Here is a 26461-nt window from a genome sequence, read left to right on the forward strand (position 1 = left end):
GCCCCGCCATAGCTTGCAGACCACATCTGCGCAACCTGTGGATAAGTGTCACTTATCTGTTACGTAGGCGGCCTAACCAATACCCGAGATGTTGTGTGAACTCGGCACTTGTCAGAGATTTAACACGATATATAGTTAACTTAAGGCCGGGGCGGGTGTTCCCCGCTCTGATGTCACAAACGGGCAGTACAGAGCGAGGAGCGATTCTGTTATGGACGGAGACTTCAGGACCGAATTTGTCAGGGAAACCGGTGCGCTCAAGCATCATCCGGCATTGGTTTTGAACGCCGATTACAGACCTCTTTCCTACTACCCGTTGTCTTTATGGCCGTGGCAGGAGGCGATCAAAGCCGCCTGGCTGGACAGGGTGGATATTGTTGCGGAATATGACGAGGTTGTCCGCAGTCCCAGTACCGAGATCCGAATACCCTCGGTCGTTGTCCTGAAAGACTATGTAAAACCCAGAAAGCGCGTGGCCTTCACGCGCTTTAATTTATTCTTGCGGGATGAATTCAAATGCCAGTACTGCGGCAGCCGTGAAAACCTGACCTTTGATCATGTTGTACCGCGTGCTGCGGGCGGGGTCACAAGTTGGCAGAATGTCGTTGCAGCGTGCAGCCCGTGCAATCTGTGCAAGGGCTCAAAATCCCTGCGACAAGCCAGAATGTCTCTGAATAAACCGCCGCGTCAGCCGGATGCTGAGGCTTTGCGCAATATCGGTCGGAAGTTCCCCCCGAACCATCTGCACGAAAGCTGGATCGACTTCCTCTACTGGGATGCCGAACTGGATCAGCTATGAACCCTAGCGCGCGCGCCAGGCTGCGATCCAGATCAGGACCAGACCCGTCGAAATCAATCCATTCCAGCCCGCCATGGAAATCCCGAACATCTCCCACGGGATGTCATCGCAACGCACGAGCGGGGCGGACATGATCTGATCCATTAACTCTTCGGCACTCAGACCACCGATATCACCAGATGTGCAGGTCGATGGGCCCTCCCACCAGCCTTGCTCGACCCCAGCATGGTAAAACCCTATTCCCGCCGTTGTGGCCGCTGCCAGAGCGCCTAGTAGGGGCAGGGGGCGGACGCCCGGGAAGGCAAAGGCTAGAGCACCAAGAATCACTGCGACACCATGAGGATACCGCTGCCAGATGCACATTTTGCACGGCGCGAGCCCACCGATGTACTGAAAGCCCCAAGCCCCAAGTAGCAACGCGGCCGAGCCGGATGCGGCAACCAGAACCAGAAGTCTTTTGCGCGTCATAAGTATTTCACCACAAGAAAGCCGCCAAACAGCATGATTATGAATAGGGTAAACATCAAACCCAACCGTTTTTCGATGAAGTCACGGATGGGTTCCCCAAATTTCCACAGCAGCCCGGCCACAAGAAAGAAGCGCAAGGCGCGTGCCAGGATCGAGGTGGCTATGAACGTCCCAATCGGCATCCCGGTCCAGCCCGACATGATGGTAATGACCTTATATGGGAAAGGCGTCACGCCAGCCGCCAGCACGGCCCAGAAGCCGAAATCATTGAAGCGGGTATTGAATTCTTCCATTGCGTGGGCTTTGCCCATGGCTTCCAGAACAGGCTGCCCAAGGCTTTCGTAAAAGAATGCCCCAATTGCATAACCCAATATCCCACCCAGCACCGAGGCAACCAAGGCGACTGTCGCGATCAGCCAGGCCCTCGACGGACGTGCAAGGATCATGGGAATCATCAAAACATCGGGTGGGATCGGAAAAAACGAACTTTCAACAAAAGCCACAACAGCCAGCGCCCAGAGCGCATGAGGATGTTCGGCCAGACGAATGGTCCAGTCATAAAGGGATCGCAACATGAAGAATAAGTATCCTGGTAACCGCTGCGGCAAGCCAAACCATGCACCCGACTGACCGTCAACCTCCTTCGATGAAACATTCAGGGCAGTGGTTGTTTTTTGCCTCTGGACCTTCTCTCGGTAGGGCGCTAATCCAGTGTTCGTGGCCCAAGTGGCGGAATGGTAGACGCAGGGGATTCAAAATCCCCCGCCTTCACGGGCGTGAGAGTTCGAGTCTCTCCTTGGGCACCACAGCGACTCTGAATATATTGCTGAAGTTCGGCTTCAATACCCCGTCATCTCAAGATATCCGCGCCCTGTGTGGCTGCCTGTGATGGTGATTGGGCCTTCCCAGTATTCGAACCGGGTTCCCATCCAGGCTTTCGGGCTTATGGCATCGACTTCAACATCGATCCCGCGATCCGGCAACGACACCTGCCATTTGATCGGAACGTCACGTTGTGCCACGCGGGCGGTTTCAAGGGGTTCTAGCAGGACTGAGCCGTCAGGTAGGGGGGTCGTTTGCCCATCGGCCTCAATCCACGTAGCGGCCGTGAAATCCCCTCGATCCCCGCGCAGGCGGAAGGCCATCAGCTTGTCACCGTCGTCAAAGCTGAGCGAGAACCAGTCCCAGCCGCTTTGATCTTCGGCCAAGGGTTGCGAAGACCATTCGCGATCCAGCCAACCCTGGCCGGCGACTTCGACATCTTCGTTGGGCAGGTGGAGCGTGCCCTCGACCGAGAAGAAGGGTTGTGAATAGTAGTAGCTTGCCTGACCATCGGCGGATTTCACCGAATACCCCTCGGCCCCGTGAAACACCAATGGGCCTTGGGCCTTCAGAGTCAGATCATACCCAAAGTCTGATCCGTTTGCTGTCAGGCTGAGGGTTTCCAAATCATCGCCGCGCATGTGCCATTCATCGATCCATGCCTCAAACGGATGGGCCGTTACGCCAGCCTGTCCGACACCGCCGCGAGAGAGTCGTTCGGCGAAATAGTGTGTTTCTGGCGTTGTGAGCGCGGCATGGCCCATCCAGATCTGCGGGCTTTGCCAGCCGTCAGCCTCGGACGGTTTCAGGGCCGATCGGAACAGGGTCCATTGTATGCCATAGTCGCGACCCTCTGCGTCTTTGAGGTTTGCCGTCAGATACCACCATTCAATCCGATAATCCGGATGGGCGCCGTGATCTTGCGGAAACTGAAAGCTGTAGCCCGGTTCAGGACGCGTAAAGCCATCCGCATTGCCGCCCAACCCGGCATAACCCTGCGCCCAACCGGGAATTGGAAGGAGGATGAACAGAATGAAGGCTTTAACGTTCATTGGCAAAAACCCTCAACAGCGCAGCAGGTGGTAGGCGGAGCAATCGTAATGCGGGTAGGGCCGCTGCGAGCACGGCGGCAACCAGAGTCAGCAGGAATAAGCTCAGCCAATCAGTTGGGAACAAATACATGGGCAAGCGCCATCCGAAGGCCTGCACGTTGATCACGGCCAGCAGCACCCATGCCAATACAAGGCCCAATGGAAGGGCAAGACAAGCGGTCATCACCGCAAGCAGGACACTGCGCAGAAGCTCTAGCTTGGCCAGTTGCGCGCGCGTAAGGCCCAGCGCCCAGACCGGTGCGACCTGAGGCAGGCGCTGGGTCCACAATGTCAGCAAGCTGGTGAGGATCGCGAACCCCGCAACGCCCAGTGTCAGCACATTCAGCGCTGAGGTGACGACGAAAGTTTTCTCAAAAACAGCCATCGATTGCGCTTTCATAGCGGCCTGCTGCACAACTGCCGATGGGGGTAGGTCAAATTGGTCACGCAACGCCTGTGCCAGCTCCGAGGCTTGATCCGGTGCGATGCGAATGCCGAAGCGGCGTGTATCCGTATCCGGGGCAATCTGATCTAGCATCGGCGTAGCGACTATGGCCTGACCTGTCGGGTTCCCGTAATCGGAATAGACACCTGCAATCGGCAAGCTGTGCTCGGGTGTGATCGAGATGGTATCTCCAGGCCATAGATCCGCGCGTCGTGCGAGTTGCTCGTTGATGAGTACGGCGCCGCGATACAGGACGTTGTCCCAGACGTCGGGATCCTTGGCGATCAGTGGCCAGTTGTTGCGATAGCTATCGTGATCAACAATCCCGTACAGAAACAACGGCCCGGTCTCGTGCGGCAATTCGGTGCTGCGAATGGGTAGGACAGCTGACGCCCTTGGGGCGAGCCAATCGATAAGGGCTGCGCCTTGTGCATTGTCGGCTGCGGTCACGTAGAGTTCGGAGGTCAACCGTTGATCGAGCCAGCCAGTAAAGGTGAGGCGGAAGCTTGAAACCATTGTGCCCACGCCGATATTCGCGGCGAGCGCTAGCAGCAAGGCCATCAGCGCAAGTGACAGACCGGGCAATTGCGCCCGCATGTCCGCGAGCACCCATTGACCAACAGGCGTGCGGGCCCGGCGCAGGCACAAGGTCAATATCCCTGACAGTGCGAGCGGCAGCAACAAGGCCGCTCCGGTCAGCATCCCGGCAAGCAAGGCAAATCCTGCGATAAGTCCGCCGATTGTGAAATATGCGATAAAGCCCACTGCTAGCAGGGCTAGGCCACATGCGCCTGTAATCTGGGCCGAGGCTTTACTGCCACGCCAAGCTTGTAAGCCCGGCCCTGCGAGGATGGGCATGCGCGAAAGTCGCCAAAGAGCGTGGCCACTGGCCGCCAACGTGCCGCCTATTGCCATCGCAAGACCTGCGGCGACCCATTGGGGGCGTAATGACATCTGCCCGTCGATTGTTGCCCCGTAGAGGCCGCGCAACGTGGCGGCGACATCAGGCAACAAGGCTCCAGCCAGAAAATACCCCAGGATTAACCCGAACAGGCCACCGATCAGGGCCAAGAGAAGCAATTCACCCAGAACGATCCAGATCAGGTCCCGCATGGGAAGGCCCAACGCCCTTAATGTACGGATAGTGCCACGCCTCTGCGCGAAGGCGAGGCCGACCGTTCCGTGAACGATGAACAGGCCGACGGCGAAAGACAGCAAGCCGAAGGCTGAGAGGTTCAGGTGAAAGCTGTCGGTAAGCTGCGCGGTATCCAACTGGGCCGAGGGGCTAATGCGTTGAAGTTCAGGCGCAAGTTCTGACAGAGATGGGACCCCACGGGGCTGATTGGGCAAGATCACCAGACGGGAAATCTGACCGGGACGGTTCAGAAGACGCTCGGCCACTCCAATATCGGTGAGCACCAGATCAGCTGGCAGCGCGGTGCTGAAAAGTACCGGTGGGAAGTCGTCACTAGATTGAAACAGCGGGGCCAGGGCGGGTGACATCAGCAGCCGCCCCGGAGCTGTCAGCATATCAGCTGGGTCGGGGGCATCCGCGCCTTGCTCGATCTGGGTGATCGCGGGCAGGACAGGGTAGGCCACCAAATCCACCCCCATCAGACGTACGGAACGGCCCTTGATGCGCAGCGTGCCTTCTAAGACGGCCGCCACTTGCCAACCTGCGCGCCTGAGCTCGGCGTAGCGGGAAAGAGGGATCGTGGAACCGGAGGCGCGCAATTCGTCGAATTGTCCGATGGCAAGCTGGGTGCTGGCGCGTTCATAGCTCGCGCGCGCTTCGGCATTGATGGCTTGCACGGCCGACCACAGACAAGTTGCCAGCGCGATACCCGTCAGAAGCGTCATCAATTGCAATGGGTGCATCCGCCAATGGGACACCAGCGCCAGGACCGCAGCGCGTGTCATGCGATATGCCCGCCCGTCAGGTGGGCACGTCGGTCGAGACGGCTGGCGATGTCATTCGAGTGAGTGACCAGCAGGAGCGCAGCGCCGGTATCGGCAACCAATGAAAGCATCAGGTCCAGCACCACCGCACTTGCTGTTTCGTCCAGATTGCCCGTCGGCTCATCCGCTAGCAGCAATCGTGGTCGGATCGCCATGGCGCGTCCGATGGCAACCCGCTGCTGCTGTCCGCCCGAAAGGTTCTCGGGGTAGCGGTCTTGCAATTCGCTCAGGCCAAGGCGCTCGGTCAGGTGGACAACCCAATCCGGGTCGTCCCGACCCGCAAGTCGCGCATGGATCGAGAGGTTCTGGACAACGGACAGCGACGGGATCAGGTTGAACTGCTGAAAGACCAGAGACAGGGTGCCGCGACGCAATTCGGCGCGTTCCGCATCATTCAGGGCCGACATGGCGCGCCCGTCCAGAGTAATCTCTCCGCCATCAAACCCATCCAGCGCCGCCACCAGATGCAATAATGTGCTTTTGCCACTGCCACTTTCTCCGGTCAGCGCCAAGGTCTGTCCCTGTTCCAGCGTCAATGAAACATCAGTCAGGACAGGTCGCCCACCGGGATAGGATTTTCGAACGTGATCAATTGATAGCAACATACAAACTCTCATCTGGTCCCGTCACAATGTGCAACGCGGCGCGCCAGTGTCCAGAGCCGAGATCGGTTCTATTCGCCGCAGCCTTACGCATCGCATGGGGTTGTCGGCAACGCGCGAAACCCCCATGCTTGCACAGTTTTCAGCGATCAGAACAAAGGCCGTTTACATGACATTGTCGCAACAAATCATTTGGGGCAGCTTCTATCTGGGTATTTGTTTTCTGATCGAAATCATGCTGCTGACATGGTGCGTTCTGGTCATCCGAAAACTGGTTGCGAAATGGGAGACGCGCAGCACTATCCTTGCAACCGCAGGCCCGATCAGCGTGGCGCTGGTGTTTATCGTGCTGACCCATACGGTTCAGGTCTGGATCTGGGCGATTGTCTGGGTGTGGGGTGATGTGCTGCCGGATTGGAATTCGGCCCTCTATTTCTCATTGGTGACGTTCACAACGCTGGGTTACGGCGACATCGTCTTGGGCGAAGGGCTGCGCATCTTCGGAGCGTTTGCATCGGTCACGGGCCTACTGGCCTTTGGGCTGTCGACCGCGTTCCTGGTGGCCCTCATGACGCGGGTCTTTGAAGAACGGTTCCTGAACTAGAGGATCGGTGCAAACAACCGAGCAAGCGGCGCACCAAAACGGATGTGGAACGGTTGCTGGGGCAAATCGCGGGTCAGTTCGTAACTTGCTTCAAAATCAGTTTCCAGCATCGCAGCCACTGCGTTTGCTGCGCGACGATCAAAGAACAGGGCCATCGCCTCAAAGTTCAGACGGAAAGATCGGTTGTCCAGATTGGTGGTGCCAACGGCGGCCAAGGTATCGTCTACAACAAACGCTTTTTGATGCATGAAGCCGTCGGTATAGCGAAACACCCGGGCGCCACAGTCTCGGATTTCGTCGAAATAGGCAAAAGCGGCCAGCCAGGGCAGACGATGGTCGATGACATCCGGCACGAGTATTCGTACATCCACACCACGCAACGCCGCGTGCTGTAGCGCGGTCATGATGTCGATGTCGGGCACAAAATAGGGCGAGGCGATCCAAAGCCGTTCTTTCGCCTCAGTGATGGCCGCAAAGAACATCATTGCGCCGGTTTCTGTTTCGTCGCCCGGGCCCGTTGCCACCAGCAGCGCATTCATGTCCTGATCGGATTCATTTCCAGCCCAATCGAGTTGGTCGATCAGATCTTCGTTGCGCGCCCAGTGCCAATCCTCGGTAAAAATCAATTGCAGTTGCCGTACTACGTGGCCGGTCATCTTGATATGCGTGTCCCGCCAGCGACCGAACCGAGGGCTTTGCCCCAAGTATTCAACGCCGATGTTGTGACCACCGATAAAGCCGACATCGCCATCCACGATCACAGTTTTTCGGTGGTTGCGATAGTTCAGTTGAAACCGGAAATTGGGCCCGCGTTGTTCGCGGGGATCTGCAACATCCACACCGGCCTGGCGCAGCGTCTCAAAATAGCTGGACGGCAGGCCATAGCTACCCACCGCGTCGGTCATGAACCGAACATGTACGCCACGCTTGACCGCGGCGATTAGCCGGTCCCGCACCCTTCGCCCAAGATCATCATCCCGGACGATGTAGAACTGGATCAGAACGTAATTCTCGGCCTTATCTATGGCGTCGAGAATGGCATCAAACGTAGCTTTGCCGTCGATCAGCAGCTCGGCTCCATTACCACGTGAGACGGGCAAATGGGCCAACGCTTCAAACGCGCGAGGATTGACTCGCATCGTCTGAGGGTCGGGTTTCGAGAAATCGGCAAAGGTCTTGATCCCTTCGACGACGCGCTCACTTTCTTGCCGAGCGATCCGGTATCCTCTGAACCGATGGTGACCGAGGAATAGATACAGCGGCACGCCAAACATCGGGGCCGACAGTAGGAACACAACCCAGCCTACCGCGCCTTGAGGTGTGCGTGCAGTCTGCGCAGCGCGAACTGCAAAGACGACCGCTACGCAATAGAGTGAAAACAGAAAAAACGAGACGAGTAATGTCCACATCGGGGCGCAGCGATCCGGGTTGCTTAGTTTGCCCCAGTGTAGATGCGGGACCAGTCGTTGGCCATATCAACAATGACCCATCCCATATCCGGGCCTTTGTCCAACCCATCGACTAGCCGTCCAATCGGGCTTTCGCGGTCGTAGGCCCATTCGCGATCCGAATCAGTGTGATGGATCAAAACGCCCAGCCGTGGCCCGTCGCCTGCGGTGGTCCATTCTAGCATGGCAAAATCCCCGTCCGAGTTTCCCCCGGCAAATATGGGGCGCTTGCCAATGGTGCGCTCGATATTGATAGGTTTGCCTTCTTTATCATCGATGAAGGCGATGCCGGGGGCCTTGTTGATTACAGGCGTGCCGTCCACATTGTCATACGTGGTCTCACCATAGGTGCCCAGAATCTGTTCGGGCGGGATGCCATATGCCTGTTCGGCGAAGACACGCATGAAATGCAGGCCTCCGCCTGAAACGATATAAGTTTTGAAATCCTCATCCCGCAGATAGCGCAACAGCTCGACCATCGGCTGATAGGTCATCTGGTCGTAGGGCAGATCGGTCTCGGGATGTCGTGCAGTACTAAGCCAATCGGCCACCGACGCCTGAAATACTTCAACGCTGCTGCCGGAATGCGATGCGTTGACCACTTCGATCAGAGCGTCGTGCCCGCCTTCCAGAATGGTTTTCAGATCACCTTCAGCAGCCGCTTTCAACGCTGGGGTCGATAAGATCGATGGGTCTTGTTTAGCAAGCTCTGCCAGTTGGTACATGGCAAATATGAACTGAAAATAGACCGGTTGTTCAGCCCAGAGCGTGCCGTCATTGTCAAACACCGCAATCCGATCGGCGGGAGTGACATAGAGTTCATTCGCCGGGTCGCTGACCGCGTCAACAAAGTCGATGATCTGCTGTTTTGATGCCGAGTCGGTCCAGCTGGGCAGGGGGTCTGCGAACGCCACAAGGGGGACGGTGGCTATAAACGCCGTGAGTTTGAGAAATCTCATGTAATAGCCTCTGATACTGGAAAAAGGGGCCGCGCTTTACGGCGGCCCCTGTCTTGTTTTCTAGTTCGAAGTTGGTGTGGCCAATTTTTGCATCACCTGATCAAGGCTGAAGCTGGCCGCCTTCTGACGTGGTGGGAATTCTTGGAAAGTACTCAGGAAACTCGCCACATATTGCTGCGCCGGTACTAGGAAATACACCCGGTCGATCATCCAGTCGTAGTATGTGTTGGATGTACGGTATCCACGCTCATAAGGGTCGCGGCGCAAATTCACGATGATCGGCACGCGCAGTTCCGTGAATGGTTCCATCCATGCGCGCAGGGTGGCCCATGCTTTTTGCTCCAAAAAGATCAGCTTCCAGTCGTCAAAACGCAAAGCGGACAGGTCGCCGTCATCCGTGAAATAAAAGATTTCTCGGCGGGGGCTTTCAGTGGTCTCACCGGTCAGCAGTGGCAAGATGTTGTAGCCATCCAGATGCACTTTGTAGTCGCGACCCATGGCAGGTGAGGAATAGCCGGCTTTCAGCTTTTCCTTGATTTCGGGGTCGCCAGCGACCGCCAGATAGGTGGGCAGCCAATCCATGTGATGCACGATTTCGTTCGAGATCGAACCCGCTTCGATCTTACCGGGCCAACGCACCATGGATGGTACGCGCCAGCCGCCTTCCCAGTTGGTATTCTTTTCGCCCCAGAACGGTGTCGAAGCGGCATCCGGCCAAGTGTTGTAATGCGGGCCGTTATCGGTGGAATAATGAACGATAGTGTTGTCGGCGATGCCGAGTTCGTCCAGCAGATCAAGCAGCTGGCCGACCTGAATGTCATGTTCGATCATGCCCGCCGTGTATTCATCGGCCGGACTACCTAGGATTTCGTTGGCTGTTTCGCGCATTTCTTCCCCGACATGGGTGCGGAAATGCATGCGTGTGCCATTCCACCAGACATAGAATGGTGTGCCGTTCTGGTTGGCCTCACGAATGAACTCAACGGCAGCTTCCAGGGTTTCCTGATCCACCGTTTCCATGCGTTTGCGTGTCAGTGGACCGGTGTCTTCGATGGGGCCGCCTGCGCTGGACTTGATCACACCGCGCGGACCATAGGCCTCGCGGAACGTGCGCCCGTCGGGCAGAACCGCGTCCCCGGGATAATCTTCATGCTCGGGTTCTTCTTCGGCATTGAGGTGATAGAGATTCCCAAAAAACTCATCAAATCCGTGATTTGTCGGCAGATGCTCATCCCGGTCGCCCAGGTGGTTCTTGCCAAACTGGCCGGTCACGTACCCATGATCCTTAAGCAACCCTGCAATCGTGGGGTCTTCGATCTGCATCCCTTCTTTAGCGCCAGGCAAGCCAACCTTGGACAGTCCAGTCCGGAACACCGATTGGCCCATGATGTAAGATGAGCGGCCAGCTGTGCAGGATTGCTCGCCATAATAATCGGTGAAGATCATGCCTTCATCGGCGACCCTGTCGATATTGGGGGTCTGGTATCCCATAAGGCCCATTGTGTAGGCCGAAATGTTGGATTGGCCGATGTCATCGCCCCAAATGACCAGAATGTTAGGTTTTTGATCCTGCGCCCATGCGGGCAGTGCGACCAGAACGGCAATCGACGCTGCTGCGGTACGGCGCAGTCCGATACGCCAGTTTTCCAAGAACCGGGTTGTAGTTAACATGTTTTACTCCTGAACTTGTGGACAATTTGTCCCTGTGAACTATCTGAGACTTGTGTCCAGAATAGGATTAGTTGCAGTCGTTAAGCATTGGATATCCCGCGAAAATAGCCAGATTGCGGGATTCGTGTGTAAGTAATGTAGGCCAGTGAGCCTGATTGAAATTTATCATATGATGAAGTTTAAATATATAGATGGCATTAATTGAAACTGATCTAGACGCGCTGCAGGAAAGTTCCTGGTTCAAAACCAGATCTCCCGCCTTTCAGGATGCTCTGTTACGCAGTGCCGTGCGCCGAACTTACGGTGCTGACGAAGCTTTGTTTGTCCAGGGTGATCCCGCCAACGGGATCCACGCTGTATTGGATGGTAGTGTTAAGATCACCGTCCCCGCAGATGACGGTCAGGAATTTGTCATACACCAAGAAGGACGTGGCTTTTGGATCGGCGATCTCGCGTTGTTTGCGACTGCGCATCGGCTGATCAGCGTGGTGGCGACTCGGCCAACCGAGACGCTTTTCTTTCCGGCCCCGCGGTTAGAACGCTTGGTGCAGGATTCTCCTGACTTTGTTCGGGATTTCTACGCCTTAAGTCATGAAAACATGCAAAAAGCCCTGCGTATCGTTGCCAATCTTGCGGTGACCGGCACCGAGAAACGGCTGGTTCTGAGGTTGCTGCATCTGGATGAGGTGACATCCGATGCAGAGGGTTGGATACCGGTTTCGCAGGAAGAGCTGGCGGCTATGATTGCAGTCTCTGCGCCAACGCTTCACCGAGCATTACACAGGCTTATCGAATTAGACTTGATCGAAGGCGGGTATGGTCGGCTGAGGTTGAAAGATCGACGCGCCCTCGTCGCTAGCTGTCAAAGTTGACGGACTTTCAAGCCGAATGTTCTGTTGACGAGTGATCATCCTCACCGAGCCTTCCATCCAAAGACATCAAGATCGCGACCGGGCGCAGCGCGGGGATGTGGCTGAAGATGATCAGGATGCAGACGGTCAAAGGCACACTCAGGAACGCTCCGATCAGACCCCAGACCGTGGTCCAGAAGGTCAACGCCAAAATCACTAGGAACGTCGACATGTTCAGCGATCGGCCTAGCATGGCCGGATCTAGAAAGTTGCCGATTAGAAACTGTAGTGTGCCGCACCCCAGAACGATCACGAGAAATGGCCCGATCGTCTCAAACTGAACCAGAGCGATCATTGCGGGAAAGATGACGGCGATGATCGAACCGATTGACGGGATGAAATTCAGGGCGAAAGTCAGCACGGCCCAGGTTTCAGCATATTCCAGACCCAGCGCTTTGAATACGGCGTAGCTGATGGTGGCGGTGATCAGACTGATAAATGTTTTCACGCCGACGTATCGCTGCAGGCTGTACGAAATCGCATCCAGAACCAAGGCCAGGTCAGCCCCCAGCCGTGGGTTGCCGGCGGCAAGCTGGATTTTCTTGCGAAAGGCCAACCGCTCGGCCATCAGAAAGGCGACATAAAGGCTGATAAGGAAGAACTGGTTAAGTAGTGATGTGGCGCTGCCCAGCAATATCCGAGCGACATAGGACATATCGATGCTGACCAGATTGTCTCGGATAAAACTTGTGACATCGTTGCCGACCAACCCGGTAATTCTATGAACAGCCCCGTCAAACTGGCTTTCGTAGGTGTTGATCGAGCGTGCAAACTGCGTGGCCTGACTGCCCAGAATGTACATGATCATGAACAAACCGGCCAATACAACTGTTACTCCCGCGACATTCGCCAACCAGATTGGCACCCGCGTCACTGCAATGACCCGGTCGCTAAGGGCCAGGATCAGCACGTTGACCAGTAACGCCATGGTCAACGGCACCAGAAAGTTTGCCCCTGCATAGAGGCCAAGCACCATTAGCGTGGCCACGATCGCAACATCCCGCAATACGCTCAGTTGCGGACGCGCACGGGAAGGGCTGTTTTCTGGGTCAGAGGTCATAAGATGGCCTTGGTCTGAGTGCTGCCTGGATGTGTTTTGATTGATCCTGCACAGGCTGGCGGGTTTATGCAATCCATACAGAAGGTTATACGCATGAAATCGGTGGCCTGATCCGATTGACGGTTCTGCCAAAGGAAAAGGCAGGCTAGGCTAGCGCAATGCCAACTGTTTTGATTCCCTCGTTCGGCCAATTCCTGCGTGCGCTCTGGCTTGCTGTGCGCCGATTTAATGACAAAAACGGCTTCGTCATGAGCAGCCACGTCGCCATGTCGTTGATGATGGCCCTGTTTCCATTCGTTCTATTCACGGTCGCGTTGGCAGGGGCCTTGTCACAGGGCTATGTGACCGATGAACTGATCGAACTGATATTTGGCGCCTGGCCCAAAGATGTGGCCGATCCCATCGTTTCAGAACTGCGTGCTGTTCTGGCCGGTGCGGGCTCGGGCGTGATCACTTTGGGTGGCTTGTTGGCGATCTACTTTGCCTCAAACGGAGTCGCCGCTGTGCGAAAGGCGATGGCGCAGGCCTATCACGACACGGACAATTGGCCGTTCTGGAAGACCCGACTGCTGTGCTTTGTGCTGGTCATAATCGGCGGTGCTGCCATTCTGGCCATCGCGGCGGTCGAAGTCGTTCTGCCGGTCTATACCCGTTTGGTTTCGGAAAAGACGGCAGTGGATGTGGACAACTGGCTGTCGGTGGATCGTCTGCGATGGACCTTTACCGTGGCTGTCCCCGCTGGCACTGTTCTTTTGGCCCATCTGATCTTGCCCACCCGACGGCACAGCCTACTACAGATCTTGCCGGGCGTAATCCTGACATTGGCTTTGTGGGCTGCAGGTGGATGGGGCTTTTCAATCTACATCGCCAAGTTTGCGACCTATAGCGCGACGTATGCCGGGCTTGCAGGGGCAATGGCAGCGCTGATTTTCCTGTACTTATGCTCGGCCATGCTGATCCTCGGGGCCGAATACAACGGTGCGCTGATCGATTTGCAAAACGAAGAGGGGCAATGATGTATCTCCGCGCTATCGTGATGACCGCGATCCTTTGGGCGACCGCGCAGCAGTCGCAGGCGCAGGACTATGTTGGATCAGACGCGTGCTCGGATTGTCATAAGGAAGAAACCGAAGCCTGGGAAAGCTCATACCATGCGCTTGCCTGGACCGAGGTGGAGGACGGCCATGTTCAGGCTGATTTCGATGGAACACGATTCTCGCATGATGGAATGAGCGTGGCCTTTGCGGATCAAGATGGAGCTCTTACGGCGCAAGTCACCGAAAAAGACGGCGTTACAACGACCTATCCGGTCCATTCAGTGGTTGGTATCGCGCCGCTACAGCAATATCTTTTCGAAACCGAACCCGGCCGATTGCAGAGTTTTGATGTGGTTTGGGACGTCGAAAAGGGCCGTTGGTTCCACCTTTACCCGGATCAGGATCTGCCTCCGAATGATGGGCTGCACTGGACCGGTCCGTACAAAAATTGGAACGCCCGCTGTGCCGAGTGTCATGCGACCGGTTATGTGAAGAACTACGACTCTGAGGAAAGGCGCTATGCCTCGACACAGGTCGAAATTGGTGTCGGGTGCGAGGCTTGCCACGGGCCGGGTTCTGCGCATTTGGAGTGGACGACCGGAAAAGTGTTGCAAGACGGTTTGAGCGAGTTTGGATTCCCTACGACATGGGGCAGGGGGCAGACAGAAGCGGAAATTCAGCAATGCGCCGGCTGTCATTCCCGGCGCGAGGCGTTGGAAGATGGTAATCCGCTTCCCGGCAAGCCGTATCACGACGCCTATAACCTGGCGTTGCTGCGACCGGGTTTGTATCACCCAGATGGCCAGATTTTGGACGAGGTCTATGTTTATGGCTCATTCCTGCAGTCGCGCATGTATGCAGAAGGGGTGGGTTGTATGAATTGCCATGATCCGCACCGGGCTGAGGTAAAAGCCGAGGGTAATGGGTTGTGTACCCAATGCCACTCCCCCGCTGGCAACCCGGATTTCCCGACCCTTCGGCTCGCCGAATATGACACGCCCGCGCATCACCAACATGCTGAAAATTCTGCGGGTGCACAATGCAAGAACTGCCACATGATCGAGCGTGTCTATATGGGGGTAGATGGCAGGCGCGATCACAGCTTCCGCATTCCCCGCCCTGATCTTGGGCTCGGAACTGATGCCTGCACCGATTGCCATGCGGATGAAGATCAGTCTTGGGCGGCGCAGCAGATTGAACTCTGGTTCCCGGAATCATCCTATAGAGTGGCGCATTATGGCACGACATTTGCAGCAGCAGGCAGTGGTCAATTGGACGACCCCGAAACGCTGGTCGCGATCGCTCTGGATGAAGGGCAGGCAGGTATCGTTCGCGCAACCGCTCTGTATTTGTTGCAACCTTTTGCAACGCCTGATCTTGCCGAGCGTCTGGCACCGTTGCTGGCCGATCCGGACCCACTGATACGGGCCAATGGGCCGGTACTGCAGCGTCAGGTTCCTGCCCAGTTGCGCGCTTCGCGGTTAGAGCCGTTGTTATCCGACCCCATGCGCAATGTACGCATCTCGGCTGCGAAAGAGTTCTTATCGATCCCAGCGCAGGCCATGACGCAAGACCAACGCGCAAGCGCGCAGCAGGGCATGGCGGATTGGCAACGTAGCATTTCCAATCGTTTGGACTTTCCTGAGACCCATTTGGTGTTGGGTGGTTGGGCGCTTGCGCTCAGAAACGCGCCGGCTGCAGAACGTGCATTCCGCGAGGTTGTAACGCTCGACCCGCAGCGCGTTGAGGCTTGGCCGATGCTGGTTCAACTTGCCCACATCAATCGTGGTGTACAGGCTGCGCTGGCGACATTGGACGAGGCCTTGTTAGTGCTTCCCGATGATCCGAACTTAATGCAACTTGCGCAGGAACTCGGGAGATAACTGGCATGGAACTGGCAGAATTGCGCCATCTTCACGGCGCATTCTGCGGTTAGCCAACCGGTATAAGCACTCGGATTGCTACAGGTGATGTATGCCGGATCGCACCGCTACCCTCGAAAAGCCGCTGACGGCGGCCTGTAAAACAACGCTTGACCAGCGTATTGAAGAGCTGCGCACGCGCAAGCCTGTCGATATCAATCATGGCGAAGCACTATTGCTGCAAGGCATAGCTGCAGCGTCTCTGCGGAAACAGAGCATAGCGCCGGGAAAGATCGATTTGGATTAACGCCGCTTAACCCCGGAAGCCGGTGGCGACAACAAACTTCTCGGAACTATCAGAACGTGAGGCCGGAGGCTTCACGTTGGCAACCTTGTTGAATTTCTGCTTGAGCAGTTTCTGAAGGTCCCCCTCAGCCCCGCCAGCAAGCACCTTGGCAACGAAGGTGCCGCCCTCTTCCAGCACGTCGAACGCGAAATAAGCCGCCGTTTCGCACAGGGCCATGATCCGCAGGTGGTCAGTCTGTTTGTGGCCCGAAGACGCAGCCGCCATATCAGACATGACCACGTCCGCTTTGCCACCCAGCCAGTCCTTGACCTTCTGATCGGCGTCATCTTCCATGAAATCAAGGACATGCGCGGTGGCACCGGCGACGGGCTCAACCTCTTGAAGGTCAACCCCCAGGACGGTGCCGATGCGCTTGCCGCTTTTCTCGCCGAGTGCATTGACGCGTTTCACAGCGACTTGCAGCCAGCCACCGGGCGCACAACCCAGATCGACCACGCGCGCGCCGGGTACGAGAAACCGGAACTTGTCGTCCAACTCAAGTATCTTGAATGCCGCGCGTCCGCGATAGCCTTCGACCTGCGCGCGTTTGACATAGGGGTCGTTCAACTGCCGTTCCAGCCAGCGGGTCGAGCTGAGCTTGCGCCCGCGCGCGGTCTTGACCTTCACCTTCAGGTCGCGTTGCCCGCGACCCGAGTTGCTTTTGCCAGTTGGTGTCTTCGCCATCAGAACGGTCCGTCTTCCAATACACCGTCCGCACTCATTTGCGCATAAAGCAAACCCTCGCGCAGCCCACGGTCCGCCACAGAAAGGCGATCGGTGGGCCAGCAGCGCAACAGCGCCTGCAAGATGGCCGAGCCGGACATGATCAGGGCCTGCCGATCTTCACCGATCCGGGGATCACGGCGGCGCCCACGAGGGCCGAGTTCTAGATAGCCTCGTATCACCTTGTCAATCTGATCGCTGGTCATCCGCAATCCGTCCACCTTCGTCCGGTCATAGCGCTTGAGGCCAAGGTGTGAGGCGGCGACAGTGGTCACCGTTCCGCTGGTGCCCACAATCTGAAACCCTTCGCGGGCCTGTTCATCCTTGTAAGGTGCGAAATCGGCCAGATTTTCTTCGAAAAACCAGCTCATTAGCGCAAAACGCGCGGCATCGTCTTCGACGTCGTTGAACTGATCACGCAATGTTGCCACGCCCAGCGGGACGCTGATCCAATCGACCACTTTGGCCGCAGGGAAAGGGCTTTCAGGCGTGTGGAACCCGTTATGCAATCTCATAATCGCGGCAGGCCGATCCCGACGAGGAACAGAGGAGATGTCGATCCAGACCAATTCGGTTGAGCCGCCGCCGATATCGACGACCAACAATTGCTCGGTCTTGGTCGACACTAGCGGTGCACAGGAAATCACAGCCAGACGTGCTTCTTCCTCGGGCTGGATGATGTCGAGCGTCAGGCCGGTTTCGCGTTTAACTTGCCGAATGAAATCGCGTGAATTCTTGGCGCGACGGCAAGCCTCGGTTGCGATCAAGCGCATGCGCTTGACCTTGTTACGCTTGAGTTTTTGCTGACAAATCCGCAGCGCCTGTACGGTACGTGCCATGGACGCCCGCGACAATCGCCCGGTGCGTTCCAGACCGGCACCCAACTGCACCGATTTGGAGAAGCTGTCCACCACATGAAATCCACTGCCCTTGGGCTGGGCGATCAACATGCGGCAGCTATTTGTCCCCAAATCCAGTGCCGCATATAACGCATCTGGATCGGGTCTTGCCGGCGCGGGGCTTTCGACCGCTTTCGGGAACGCGCCCGCACCTCTGGGACGCTTGGGCGCCATCTTAAACGCCCTCCGATTTTCGAGTTACCCCGACCATAGGTCGCGCAATTGGATCACGCAAGACGCTCATTAAAGTCATTAGGATTTTGATGTTCGGTTTTGGCCACCAAGGCATTAAAAGCTGCGGTATGCAGCCGTGGGCAAAAAGGTCGCTGCAAATACGCCGTATGTCGAAAATCGACCGACTTGGACCCACATTGAAGTTTAGAACCGGTCCATCTGGTTAGGAGGAATCACGGTAATGCCTGACGTCACCATCGTATATTGGCGCGATATTCCCGCCCAAGTCATCGTCGGCAAGGGCCGTCGTGGCGCTAAGCGGCAGTTGGAAGAGCGGTTTGAACAAGCCATCGACCGGGCCGCAATGAAGGTGAACGCCAAGGATAGTGATGCCTATCTGGCCGAGTGGCGCAAAGCCGAGCCTTTCGCAGTTGAGGGCGACCCGTCCGAAATTGCCGAAGCCGAGGCCGCGCGTTTGGAAACAGAGTACGATCAGGACCGTATCAAGACCCTGATCGCCAATGACGGTTGGGCATGAGCCCCAGATCTTTATGGGAGGCCGCTATGGCTTTGCTGAACTTCAAGAAACGTGATGCGGTCGAAAACGGCCCTGTGAACCCGACCGTCGAAGCCTTTTTGCAGGGCTACTCGATCGAGGTGATGCCGCGCACTGCGGAAAAGGTCGAAGATTTCCGCGCGCTGCTGCCAGAAGGCACCCGTGTCTACATCGCCCATATCGAGGGCACGCCAATCGAAGACATGGTCAAAACCGCCAAGCGCATCGCGGCCGAAGGTTACCCTGTCATGCCGCATTTCCCGGCACGGATCATCAAGGATGCCGCGACGCTGGAAAACTGGATTTCCATGTATCAGGGTGAAGCGGGTGTCGAGCAGGCGCTTCTGCTGGCCGGTGGGGTCGCCAAACCGCATGGTGATTTCGACAGCTCGATGCAGCTGCTGGAAACCGGACTGTTCGACAAGGCGGGGTTCAAGCGACTGCACGTAGCCGGTCACCCCGAAGGCAACAAGGATATCGATCCCGACGGCTCGACCAAGAATGTCGATGACGCGCTGCGCTGGAAGCAGAAGTTTTCGGAAACCACCGACGCCGAAATGGCGCTGGCCACTCAGTTTGCGTTCGACGCCAAGCCGATCATCGCTTGGGCAGATAGCCTGAAAGAAGCGGGTATTGATCTGCCGATCCATATCGGTATCGCGGGCCCGGCGAAGCTGCAGACGCTGATCAAATTCGCGATCGCCTGCGGCGTTGGTCCATCGCTGAAAGTCCTGCAGAAGCGCGCCATGGACGTGTCCAAGCTGCTGTTGCCTTACGAGCCAACCGATGTGGTCACCGAACTGGCCAATCACAAGGCAGCCAACCCGGATTTCAATATCACCAAGGTACACTTCTTCCCGCTGGGCGGGATCAAGACCAACGCCAACTGGGCGATCAACAACGGCGGCGCTTCGGCAAAGCCGGTTAACTCCTAAGGAACGGACATGACCCGTACAGTCGTAGAATCAAAAACAAAAACTGCCGTTCTGGGCTTTGACGAACCGTTCTGCGTTATCGGTGAGCGGATCAACCCGACGGGCCGTAAGAAACTGGCTGCCGAATTGGAAGCAGGCGATTTCTCGACAGTCGAAAAGGATGCTCTGGCGCAGGTCGCTGCAGGTGCGACCGTTCTGGATATCAACGCAGGTGTCGTCTACAACTCGAACCCCAACCCGAACGAGACCGAGCCGCCGCTGATGACCAAGATCGTCGAGCTGGTGCAGGGGCTTGTTGATGTACCGCTTTGCATCGATTCTTCGGTTCCGGGCGCTTTGGAAGCCGGTCTTGAGGCGGCGGAAGGTCGTCCGCTGTTGAACTCGGTCACCGGTGAAGAAGAGCGTCTGGAACTGGTTCTGCCACTGGTCAAGAAATACAACGTACCCGTTGTGGCGATCTCGAACGATGACACCGGAATCTCGGAAGACCCCGATGTGCGTTTTGCCGTCGCCAAAACCATCGTTGAGCGTGCAGCCGATCACGGCATCCCGGCTCATGACATCGTGGTCGATCCGCTGGTCATGCCGATTGGTGCGATGGCAACTGCTGGCCAGCAGGTGTTTGCTCTGGTCCGTCGTCTGCGGGAGGAGCTGGGCGTGAACACCACATGCGGTGCGTCCAACATCTCGTTCGGCCTGCCGAACCGTCACGGTATCAACAACGCCTTCCTGCCGATGGCAATGGGTGCGGGAATGACTTCAGCGATCATGAACCCGGTGGCTCTGCCGGTGACTCAGAAGAAGATTGCTGAAAAGAAAGAGGCCGTTGCTGCCGCCGGTATCATTCTGCCCGAGGATATGGACGACGAAACCTTTGTACAGATGTTCGGTCTGGGTTCGACCCTTCCGCGTGCGGGCAAAGAGATGGAGGCCATCCGCGCCGCCAACCTGCTGACCAACAACGACGCACATGGCGGTGAGTGGATCAGGTTCAACAAACCACCCGCTGAGGCCGGAGCCGAAGGCGAGGGTGCACGCGGACGTCGTGGCGGCGGTCGCCGTCGCCGCGCTTAAGGTATATAAAACAATCGATTGGGCCGGATCTTTGATCCGGCCTATTCGATTCGTCAGGGTTTGTTGACCCTTGAACCCCGGTAAAGAGCAGTGCTAATCAATGCCCAGCGGCGGGTATGATGTAATGGTAGCCTGTCAGCTTCCCAAGCTGAACGCGCGGGTTCGATTCCCGCTACCCGCTCCAATCATTCTGCGCGTCGGGCCTGATAGAGGTTGATCATCGCCGGGATGAGGATCTCCGAACCAGACTGATACTGTCGGAACTCTTCTGCGACCGCTTGTTGAATAGCGTCAGTATCAGCCTCACTCCCTTCGAAATGAGCAACAACACGGCCCGCAGGACCAACACGTGTCACCAGCCTCGCCGTGCCTTCAACGCCGCCAAAACCCGTCAGGTTCACTGTGATCGCGTCGCCGGTTATTTCAGACAGCCCCGCTTGGGTCATCAGACCTTTGACATGGTCGATGTCGTGGAACGCCAGCGGCCCGGGCGCATAGCGGTCTACGCGGGGCGGTTGACCCATTCGCCGAACGGCGGCGACATGGGGTATCTTGAACCACGGGTTGACGTCCAATGGCCCCCAGGAAGCGAACGTCATTTGCCCACCGGGTTTCAGTGCCGAGGCGATGTTTCGGAATGCTGCGATCGAGTCGCTAAAGAACATGACACCAAACCGGGAGATTGCGGCCTCCATTTGTCCGGGTTCAAACGCGTAGGTTTGCGCATCCGCGTGCTGAAAAGTGATAGTCTGTATCCCGTCGCTTCCAGCACGTTTGGCTGCGCGGTCCAGAAAGGGCTGTGAAATGTCAGCGGCCAGAACGTGCCCGTTCGGCCCTACCGCGCGGGCGGCAGCGATTGCACTGACGCCCGTGCCACATCCGATATCCAGCACCTTCATGCCTGCCGACAAGGCGGCCCGGTTCAGAACGAGATCAAGAACAGGCGCAAAGGCGTGGTCAAGCTGATCTTCATAGGTCAGCCATTTGGTGCCTTGTTCCGAGTTTCCCCAGAATTCCGCCTGTTCCTCGTTCACTGATGTCATGTTCGCCTCCTGTGGATGGGGCGACTATGACCTCCGGCGGCGTCGACGGCCAGATTTTTCATCATCCCCGCCGCCGGTATTGAAGGACGGAGCGGGCAGGGTGACGACCTGCGCCAATTCAGGGAACGGATCGGTTTTGTGCGGGATCGCATTGGCGGCGACGAAATGGTCTTGAAACTTGGGTTCGATTGCCGTTTCGACCTTGGTGATCTCGCGCACCACGCGTTCGATCTCGGCCCGCGATCCGATGTTACACAGCGCGATCCGGGCACCGGTTCCAGCGGCATTACCCGCGCTGGAGACCTTCTCGAGCGGTGCATCAGGGATCATACCCAGCACCATCGCGTGTTTGGTCGAAATATGCGCGCCGAAGGCACCGGCAAGTACCACGCGATCCACACGGTCAACCTCCATCTCATCCATTAGGAGACGCGCTCCGGCGTAGAGCGCGGATTTAGCCAACTGGATGGCACGGATATCACCCTGAGTTACCGTGATACGCGGACCGCCCTCGGCGCTGGCGTCGTGGATCAGATAGGAGTTGGTGCGGCCTTCGGGAACGCAACGCGGTGTGCCCGTCTGCGCGGCCGAGCCGATCAGCCCGCTTTCGTCCAGAAGACCTGCAATGCGCATCTCGGCCACGGCCTCGATAATGCCTGAGCCGCAGATACCGGTGATGCCCGTGGTGGCAATGTCCTGATCAAAGCCTTCGTCATTCGACCATTTTTCGGACCCGATCACGCGGAAACGCGGTTCTTTGGTGACAGGATCGATTTCGATTCGTTCAATCGCACCGGGCGCGGCTCTCTGGCCCGAGCTAATCTGGGCACCCTCAAATGCGGGGCCGGTGGGTGACGAACAGGCCAGAACGCGGTGGGTGTTGCCCAGCAAGATTTCCGCATTGGTACCCACATCCACGATCAGTACCAGATCGTCGGACTTGCCGGGTTCCTCGGATAGGGCAACGGCAGCGCAGTCCGCACCCACATGGCCCGCAATACACGGCAGGATGTAGACCTGCGCGCGTGGATTCATCGTGGTCAGGTCCATCTCATGCGCAGGCAGGGACATGCTTTCGGACGTCGCGAGCGCAAATGGCGCCTGACCCAGTTCGACTGGGTCCAGACCCAGCAAAAGATGGTGCATGACCGGATTGCAGACGAACACCGTTTCGACGATCAAAGCGGCATCGATCCCGGCCTCATCAGCGATTGAAGTGGTCAGATCGTTGATCGCTTCGCGCACGGCCCGGGTCATTTCCTTGTCGCCACCGGGATTCATCATGGCGTAAGACACGCGGCTCATCAGGTCTTCGCCGAAACGAATTTGCGGGTTCATCAGGCCGGAAGAAGCCTTGACTTCACCTGTTTCCAGATCGGTCAGGTGCGCAGCGATGGTGGTCGAGCCGAGGTCGATAGCCAGACCGTAAAGCCCATGTTCGTGCAGGCCGGGCCAAATTTCGACGATAAGGGCCACGTTGTCCTTGTGGCCTTTGTGGACGGCGACCGTGACCTCCCATTTCCCTTTGCGAAGCACTGGCTGCAGCTTGGACATCAGCGACAGATCGGCGGTAATCGCATCGATCTTCCATTGTTCGCGCAAGGCGCGTTCTAACCGTTCCAGATCGCCTGTGGGCGAGTGCATGTCGGGTTCTTCCACCACCACGAAATACAGGCGTGTTGCAGGGTCCATGGTGATGGCGCGGGCGGCGGCGGCCTTGCGGACCACCTGACGGTGAACCTGGCTTTCAGGAGGCACGTCGATCACCACGTCACCCTGAACCGAGGCCTGACAGCCCAAACGGCGCCCGGGTTTCAAGCCTCGTTTGTCGTCATAACGCTGTTCAACCGCGTTCCATTCGCTCAGCGCGTCCTCCGAGACGGTCACGCCATGCTTGGGAAACTCGCCATAGCTGGGGGTGATCTGACATTTCGAACAAATACCGCGTCCACCGCAGACTGAATCAAGATCGACACCCAACTGGCGCGCTGCCGTCAGGATTGGCGTGCCAACGGGAAAGTGTCCGCGTTTGCCGGACGGGGTAAAAACGACAAGAGGATCGGTGGTCATGAATGGCCTGCCTTTGTATTCGCGCGTATGCCGGCGAACATATGGGTTTGAACGCAAAGGGAAAGGGCATTCAGCGGCACGTTTTGCATTGCTTGCGTCGTTTTCGGGCGTGGCAGAAGCCCGCAGGGGAAAACAACTTGGGTTCGGGGCTTTCCCTCTGGTGAAATCCATGCAATAGGGTCACCGTCAAACGGGCTTTTGCATGGGGTTATCAAATGCAGATTCGTGAGGCACTCACCTTCGACGACGTTCTTCTGGTTCCGGGCGCATCTTCTGTGCTGCCGGCAACGGCAGATACGAGCACACGCGTGACGCGTGAAATCACTATGAATATCCCGCTGCTCAGTTCGGCGATGGACACGGTGACCGAAGCGCGCATGGCCATCGCGATGGCACAAGCCGGAGGGATCGGAGTTGTGCACAAGAACCTCTCAGTCGAGGAACAGGCGCGTGAAATTCGTCGGGTAAAGCGGTTCGAATCCGGTATCGTCTATAACCCTGTGACGTTGCGCGCGGATCAGACACTGGCGGATGCGCAGGCTTTGGTCGAGCGGTATAATTTCACAGGTTTCCCTGTGGTAGACGAAAGTGGCCGGGTCGTTGGTATCGTCACGAACCGAGATATGCGCTTTGCAACCTCGGATGATACGCCGATCCACGCGATGATGACTTCGGACAATCTGGCGATGCTGCAAGAGCCTGCCGATCTGGAAGAGGCCAAAAGCCTTATGCGTGCGCGTCGGATCGAAAAGTTGCTGGTCGTCGATGGCGAGGGCAAGCTGACAGGCTTACTGACGCTGAAAGATACCGAACAGGCCGTGCTGAACCCTACGGCCTGTAAAGACCGGTTGGGCCGTCTGCGTGTGGCTGCTGCAACCTCGGTCGGAGACGCTGGGTTCGAGCGGTCTGAGCAGCTGGTGGATTCAGGCGTCGACATCATCGTTGTGGACACGGCACACGGCCATTCGCAGGGGGTGCTGGACGCGGTAAAGCGCGCCAAGACACTGTCGAATGAGGTGCAGATCATCGCCGGGAACGTCGCTACAGCTGAGGCAACGAAGGCGTTGATCGACGCGGGCGCTGACGCAATCAAGGTGGGCATCGGGCCGGGATCTATCTGCACAACACGGATGGTTGCGGGCGTTGGGGTTCCACAGTTGACGGCGATCATGGATTGCGCTGCTGCGGCCGGGGATGTTCCGGTCATCGCGGATGGCGGGATCAAATTCTCGGGCGATTTTGCCAAGGCCATAGCGGCGGGTGCGTCTTGTGCCATGGTCGGCTCAATGATCGCTGGTACGGATGAAAGCCCGGGCGAGGTCATTCTGTATCAAGGACGTTCGTTCAAATCCTATCGCGGCATGGGCAGCCTGGGTGCGATGGCACGCGGCTCGGCGGATCGCTATTTCCAGAAAGACGCCGCGAATGACAAGCTGGTGCCCGAAGGGATCGAAGGTCAGGTGCCGTACAAAGGGTCCGCAAGCGCTGTTGTGCACCAACTGGTTGGAGGTTTGCGCGCGGCGATGGGCTATACCGGTTGTGCCACCGTCGATGAGATGCGCCAGAACTGCAACTTTGTCAAAATCACTGGCGCAGGTTTGAAGGAAAGCCATGTGCATGACGTTCAGATCACACGGGAAAGCCCCAATTATCGCGTGATGTAAGTTTGTGAGACCCTTCAGGGGGTCTCTCGAAATTGATCGTGTAGACGAACGGAAAACGCGATGACACCTGCTGCTCGGGTACAGGCCTCGATCGAGATCCTCGATGACATTCTTGCCGGTGCACCGGTCGAGAAGGCGTTGACCGGCTGGGCTCGACGCAGTCGGTTCGCGGGATCTAAGGATCGCGCTGCGATCCGGGATCATGTGTTTGATGCATTGCGGTGCAAGCGATCCTTCTCGGCGCTCGGTGGATCCGAGACGGGGCGCGGCCTGATGATCGGTGCCGCCCGATCCTTGGGCTCAGACCTAACGTCAGTATTTTCGAGCGCGCGATATGCACCTGCAGAGGTAACCGAGGCTGACCAACCCAGGTCATTTCGGAGCGACGCAGAACGTCTGGATATCCCCGAGTGGTTGTGGCCCCAATTTCAGGCCGCGTTGAAGGACGAAGCTGAACTTGCCGCAGCCGCGCTACAATCGCGCGCTCCGATTCATCTGAGGGTCAACCTGCTGAAAACTGACCTGCCTACAGCCATTCAACGACTGGCTGCCGAGGAGATCACGGCGCATCCACATCCGGCCTGCGATACTGCATTGGAAGTTATCGAGGGCGCACGCAAGATATCTCAGAGCGGTCCGTATACAGATGGGCTGGTTGAGTTGCAGGATGCCGCGAGCCAAGCGGTAGTTGCCGCGCTTGATTTGCAGCCAGGCATGCGTGTCCTTGACTATTGTGCGGGTGGCGGAGGCAAGTCCCTTGCTTTAGCGGCTACGTATATGGGTGTTCAGGTCTTTGCTCATGATGCCAATCCCAACCGTATGCGCGACTTGCCAGCACGCGCGGCAAGGGCGGGCGCGGATGTCAAGATCCTGACCACAGGCCAAATCACTGGTCAGGCCCCGTTCGATGTGGTTTTGACAGATGTGCCATGTTCCGGCAGCGGATCGTGGCGTCGCGCGCCGGCAGGGAAATGGGCACTAACGCTCGAGCGTTTGGAGGAACTAGCGCAGATTCAGGCCACCATTCTACGAGATGTTTCACCTCTCGTTGCGCCCAAAGGCGTGCTTGCCTATGCGACCTGCTCGATGCTGGCGATTGAAAACGACGACATTATTGATGGATTCTTGGCCAGCAATCCCGAATGGCAGAGCGGATACCGCAAAACGTGGCTGGTTTCACACGGGACCGATGGGTTTTTTACAGCACACTTGACGCGAATATAAACTTTAAAACACAAC

The 26461-nt window shown here is 57.2% G+C and carries 24 protein-coding genes and 2 tRNA genes; 13 read left to right on the forward strand and 13 right to left on the reverse strand.

What is annotated here, in order from left to right; translation table 11 throughout:
* Positions 1-211: 211 nt before the first annotated feature.
* Positions 212-799: an HNH endonuclease gene (locus AC2TEM_RS01385; RefSeq protein WP_480855962.1), complete on the forward strand. Its 588-nt coding sequence runs from the start codon at positions 212-214 to the stop codon at positions 797-799.
* Positions 800-802: 3 nt separating this feature from the next.
* Here the strand turns inward: AC2TEM_RS01385 and AC2TEM_RS01390 are convergent, their stop codons facing one another.
* Positions 803-1267, reverse strand: coding sequence for a disulfide bond formation protein B (locus AC2TEM_RS01390; RefSeq protein ID WP_170421771.1), 465 nt, complete (start codon positions 1265-1267; stop codon positions 803-805).
* On the reverse strand, positions 1264-1842 hold the full coding sequence (locus AC2TEM_RS01395; protein ID WP_170421768.1) for a YqaA family protein: 579 nt from the start codon (positions 1840-1842) through the stop codon (positions 1264-1266). Before AC2TEM_RS01395 ends, AC2TEM_RS01390 begins: the two co-directional genes overlap by 4 nt.
* A 145-nt stretch (positions 1843-1987) precedes the next feature.
* On the opposite strand from AC2TEM_RS01395, the gene AC2TEM_RS01400 reads away from it, so the two are divergent.
* A tRNA-Leu gene (locus AC2TEM_RS01400) sits at positions 1988-2073 on the forward strand.
* A gap of 33 nt (positions 2074-2106) precedes the next feature.
* Here the strand turns inward: AC2TEM_RS01400 and AC2TEM_RS01405 are convergent.
* The 3 genes from AC2TEM_RS01405 to AC2TEM_RS01415 are packed head-to-tail and all read right to left on the reverse strand — an operon-like array spanning position 2107 to position 6189.
* Positions 2107-3141, reverse strand: a complete 1035-nt coding sequence (locus tag AC2TEM_RS01405; RefSeq protein WP_170421766.1) for a lipocalin-like domain-containing protein — start codon at positions 3139-3141, stop codon at positions 2107-2109.
* A complete protein-coding gene (locus tag AC2TEM_RS01410; RefSeq protein ID WP_170421764.1) occupies positions 3131-5545 on the reverse strand; it encodes an FtsX-like permease family protein in 2415 nt (804 codons plus the stop codon). Before AC2TEM_RS01410 ends, AC2TEM_RS01405 begins: the two co-directional genes overlap by 11 nt.
* A complete protein-coding gene (locus AC2TEM_RS01415) occupies positions 5542-6189 on the reverse strand; it encodes an ABC transporter ATP-binding protein (protein WP_170421761.1) in 648 nt (215 codons plus the stop codon). Before AC2TEM_RS01415 ends, AC2TEM_RS01410 begins: the two co-directional genes overlap by 4 nt.
* A 166-nt stretch (positions 6190-6355) precedes the next feature.
* Here AC2TEM_RS01415 and AC2TEM_RS01420 point away from each other — a divergent pair, with 166 nt between their 5' ends.
* Positions 6356-6790 carry an ion channel gene (locus tag AC2TEM_RS01420; RefSeq protein WP_170393683.1) on the forward strand — a complete coding sequence of 145 codons (435 nt, stop codon included), beginning with the start codon at positions 6356-6358 and terminating at the stop codon, positions 6788-6790.
* Here AC2TEM_RS01420 and cls read toward each other — a convergent pair.
* The 3 genes from cls to AC2TEM_RS01435 are packed head-to-tail and all read right to left on the reverse strand — an operon-like array spanning position 6787 to position 10868.
* Positions 6787-8199, reverse strand: a complete 1413-nt coding sequence (cls, locus tag AC2TEM_RS01425; RefSeq protein WP_170421758.1) for a cardiolipin synthase — start codon at positions 8197-8199, stop codon at positions 6787-6789. The genes AC2TEM_RS01420 and cls overlap by 4 nt on opposite strands.
* 23 nt (positions 8200-8222) lie before the next feature.
* Positions 8223-9197, reverse strand: a complete 975-nt coding sequence (locus AC2TEM_RS01430; RefSeq protein ID WP_170421755.1) for an HAD family hydrolase — start codon at positions 9195-9197, stop codon at positions 8223-8225.
* A 60-nt stretch (positions 9198-9257) separates the two neighbouring features.
* A complete protein-coding gene (locus AC2TEM_RS01435) occupies positions 9258-10868 on the reverse strand; it encodes an arylsulfatase (RefSeq protein ID WP_480453702.1) in 1611 nt (536 codons plus the stop codon).
* 191 nt (positions 10869-11059) lie between these two features.
* Here AC2TEM_RS01435 and AC2TEM_RS01440 point away from each other — a divergent pair, with 191 nt between their 5' ends.
* Complete coding sequence (locus AC2TEM_RS01440) at positions 11060-11740, forward strand: Crp/Fnr family transcriptional regulator (protein WP_170421752.1); 681 nt, start codon at positions 11060-11062, stop codon at positions 11738-11740.
* Between the two features lie 7 nt (positions 11741-11747).
* Here the strand turns inward: AC2TEM_RS01440 and AC2TEM_RS01445 are convergent, their stop codons facing one another.
* Entirely contained in the window at positions 11748-12839 is a 1092-nt protein-coding gene (locus tag AC2TEM_RS01445; protein WP_170421749.1) for an AI-2E family transporter, read from the reverse strand.
* A 158-nt stretch (positions 12840-12997) separates the two neighbouring features.
* Between AC2TEM_RS01445 and AC2TEM_RS01450 the strand changes: the two genes are divergently transcribed.
* The 3 genes from AC2TEM_RS01450 to AC2TEM_RS01460 all read left to right on the forward strand — a co-directional run bounded on the left by AC2TEM_RS01450 (position 12998) and on the right by AC2TEM_RS01460 (position 16045).
* Positions 12998-13855: a YihY/virulence factor BrkB family protein gene (locus AC2TEM_RS01450; protein WP_170393012.1), complete on the forward strand. Its 858-nt coding sequence runs from the start codon at positions 12998-13000 to the stop codon at positions 13853-13855.
* Positions 13855-15759: a cytochrome c3 family protein gene (locus AC2TEM_RS01455; RefSeq protein ID WP_170422442.1), complete on the forward strand. Its 1905-nt coding sequence runs from the start codon at positions 13855-13857 to the stop codon at positions 15757-15759. The genes AC2TEM_RS01450 and AC2TEM_RS01455 overlap by 1 nt, the downstream gene beginning before the upstream one ends.
* A 91-nt stretch (positions 15760-15850) precedes the next feature.
* The gene (locus AC2TEM_RS01460) at positions 15851-16045 is read left to right on the forward strand and encodes a hypothetical protein (protein ID WP_170421746.1); all 195 of its coding nucleotides are present in this window, start codon (positions 15851-15853) and stop codon (positions 16043-16045) included.
* A gap of 6 nt (positions 16046-16051) precedes the next feature.
* Here AC2TEM_RS01460 and AC2TEM_RS01465 read toward each other — a convergent pair whose 3' ends face one another.
* Complete coding sequence (locus tag AC2TEM_RS01465) at positions 16052-16768, reverse strand: RlmE family RNA methyltransferase (RefSeq protein WP_170393014.1); 717 nt, start codon at positions 16766-16768, stop codon at positions 16052-16054.
* Positions 16768-17880 (reverse strand): Ppx/GppA phosphatase family protein, encoded by a 1113-nt coding sequence (locus AC2TEM_RS01470; RefSeq protein WP_170393015.1) that lies wholly within the window; start codon positions 17878-17880, stop codon positions 16768-16770. The genes AC2TEM_RS01465 and AC2TEM_RS01470 overlap by 1 nt, the downstream gene beginning before the upstream one ends.
* 241 nt (positions 17881-18121) lie before the next feature.
* Here AC2TEM_RS01470 and AC2TEM_RS01475 point away from each other — a divergent pair, with 241 nt between their 5' ends.
* The 4 genes from AC2TEM_RS01475 (at position 18122) to AC2TEM_RS01490 (ending at position 20629) form a co-directional block, all read left to right on the forward strand.
* Complete coding sequence (locus AC2TEM_RS01475) at positions 18122-18418, forward strand: virulence factor (protein ID WP_170393016.1); 297 nt, start codon at positions 18122-18124, stop codon at positions 18416-18418.
* A gap of 26 nt (positions 18419-18444) precedes the next feature.
* Positions 18445-19371 carry a methylenetetrahydrofolate reductase gene (locus AC2TEM_RS01480; RefSeq protein ID WP_170393017.1) on the forward strand — a complete coding sequence of 309 codons (927 nt, stop codon included), beginning with the start codon at positions 18445-18447 and terminating at the stop codon, positions 19369-19371.
* Positions 19372-19380: 9 nt separating this feature from the next.
* The gene (locus AC2TEM_RS01485; RefSeq protein WP_170393018.1) at positions 19381-20445 is read left to right on the forward strand and encodes a methyltetrahydrofolate cobalamin methyltransferase; all 1065 of its coding nucleotides are present in this window, start codon (positions 19381-19383) and stop codon (positions 20443-20445) included.
* 110 nt (positions 20446-20555) lie between these two features.
* Positions 20556-20629, forward strand: a tRNA-Gly gene (locus AC2TEM_RS01490).
* 1 nt (position 20630) lies between these two features.
* Here the strand turns inward: AC2TEM_RS01490 and AC2TEM_RS01495 are convergent.
* Positions 20631-21488, reverse strand: a complete 858-nt coding sequence (locus AC2TEM_RS01495) for a class I SAM-dependent methyltransferase (RefSeq protein WP_170421743.1) — start codon at positions 21486-21488, stop codon at positions 20631-20633.
* Between the two features lie 24 nt (positions 21489-21512).
* Complete coding sequence (locus tag AC2TEM_RS01500) at positions 21513-23558, reverse strand: ASKHA domain-containing protein (RefSeq protein WP_170421740.1); 2046 nt, start codon at positions 23556-23558, stop codon at positions 21513-21515.
* 215 nt (positions 23559-23773) lie between these two features.
* On the opposite strand from AC2TEM_RS01500, the gene guaB reads away from it, so the two are divergent.
* Both guaB and AC2TEM_RS01510 read left to right on the forward strand, forming a co-directional pair.
* The gene (gene guaB / locus AC2TEM_RS01505) at positions 23774-25222 is read left to right on the forward strand and encodes an IMP dehydrogenase (protein ID WP_170421737.1); all 1449 of its coding nucleotides are present in this window, start codon (positions 23774-23776) and stop codon (positions 25220-25222) included.
* 60 nt (positions 25223-25282) lie between these two features.
* Entirely contained in the window at positions 25283-26446 is a 1164-nt protein-coding gene (locus tag AC2TEM_RS01510) for an RsmB/NOP family class I SAM-dependent RNA methyltransferase (RefSeq protein WP_170421734.1), read from the forward strand.
* Positions 26447-26461: the final 15 nt, after the last annotated feature.

The sequence above is a fragment of the Ruegeria sp. HKCCD3925 genome, assembly GCF_057221175.1.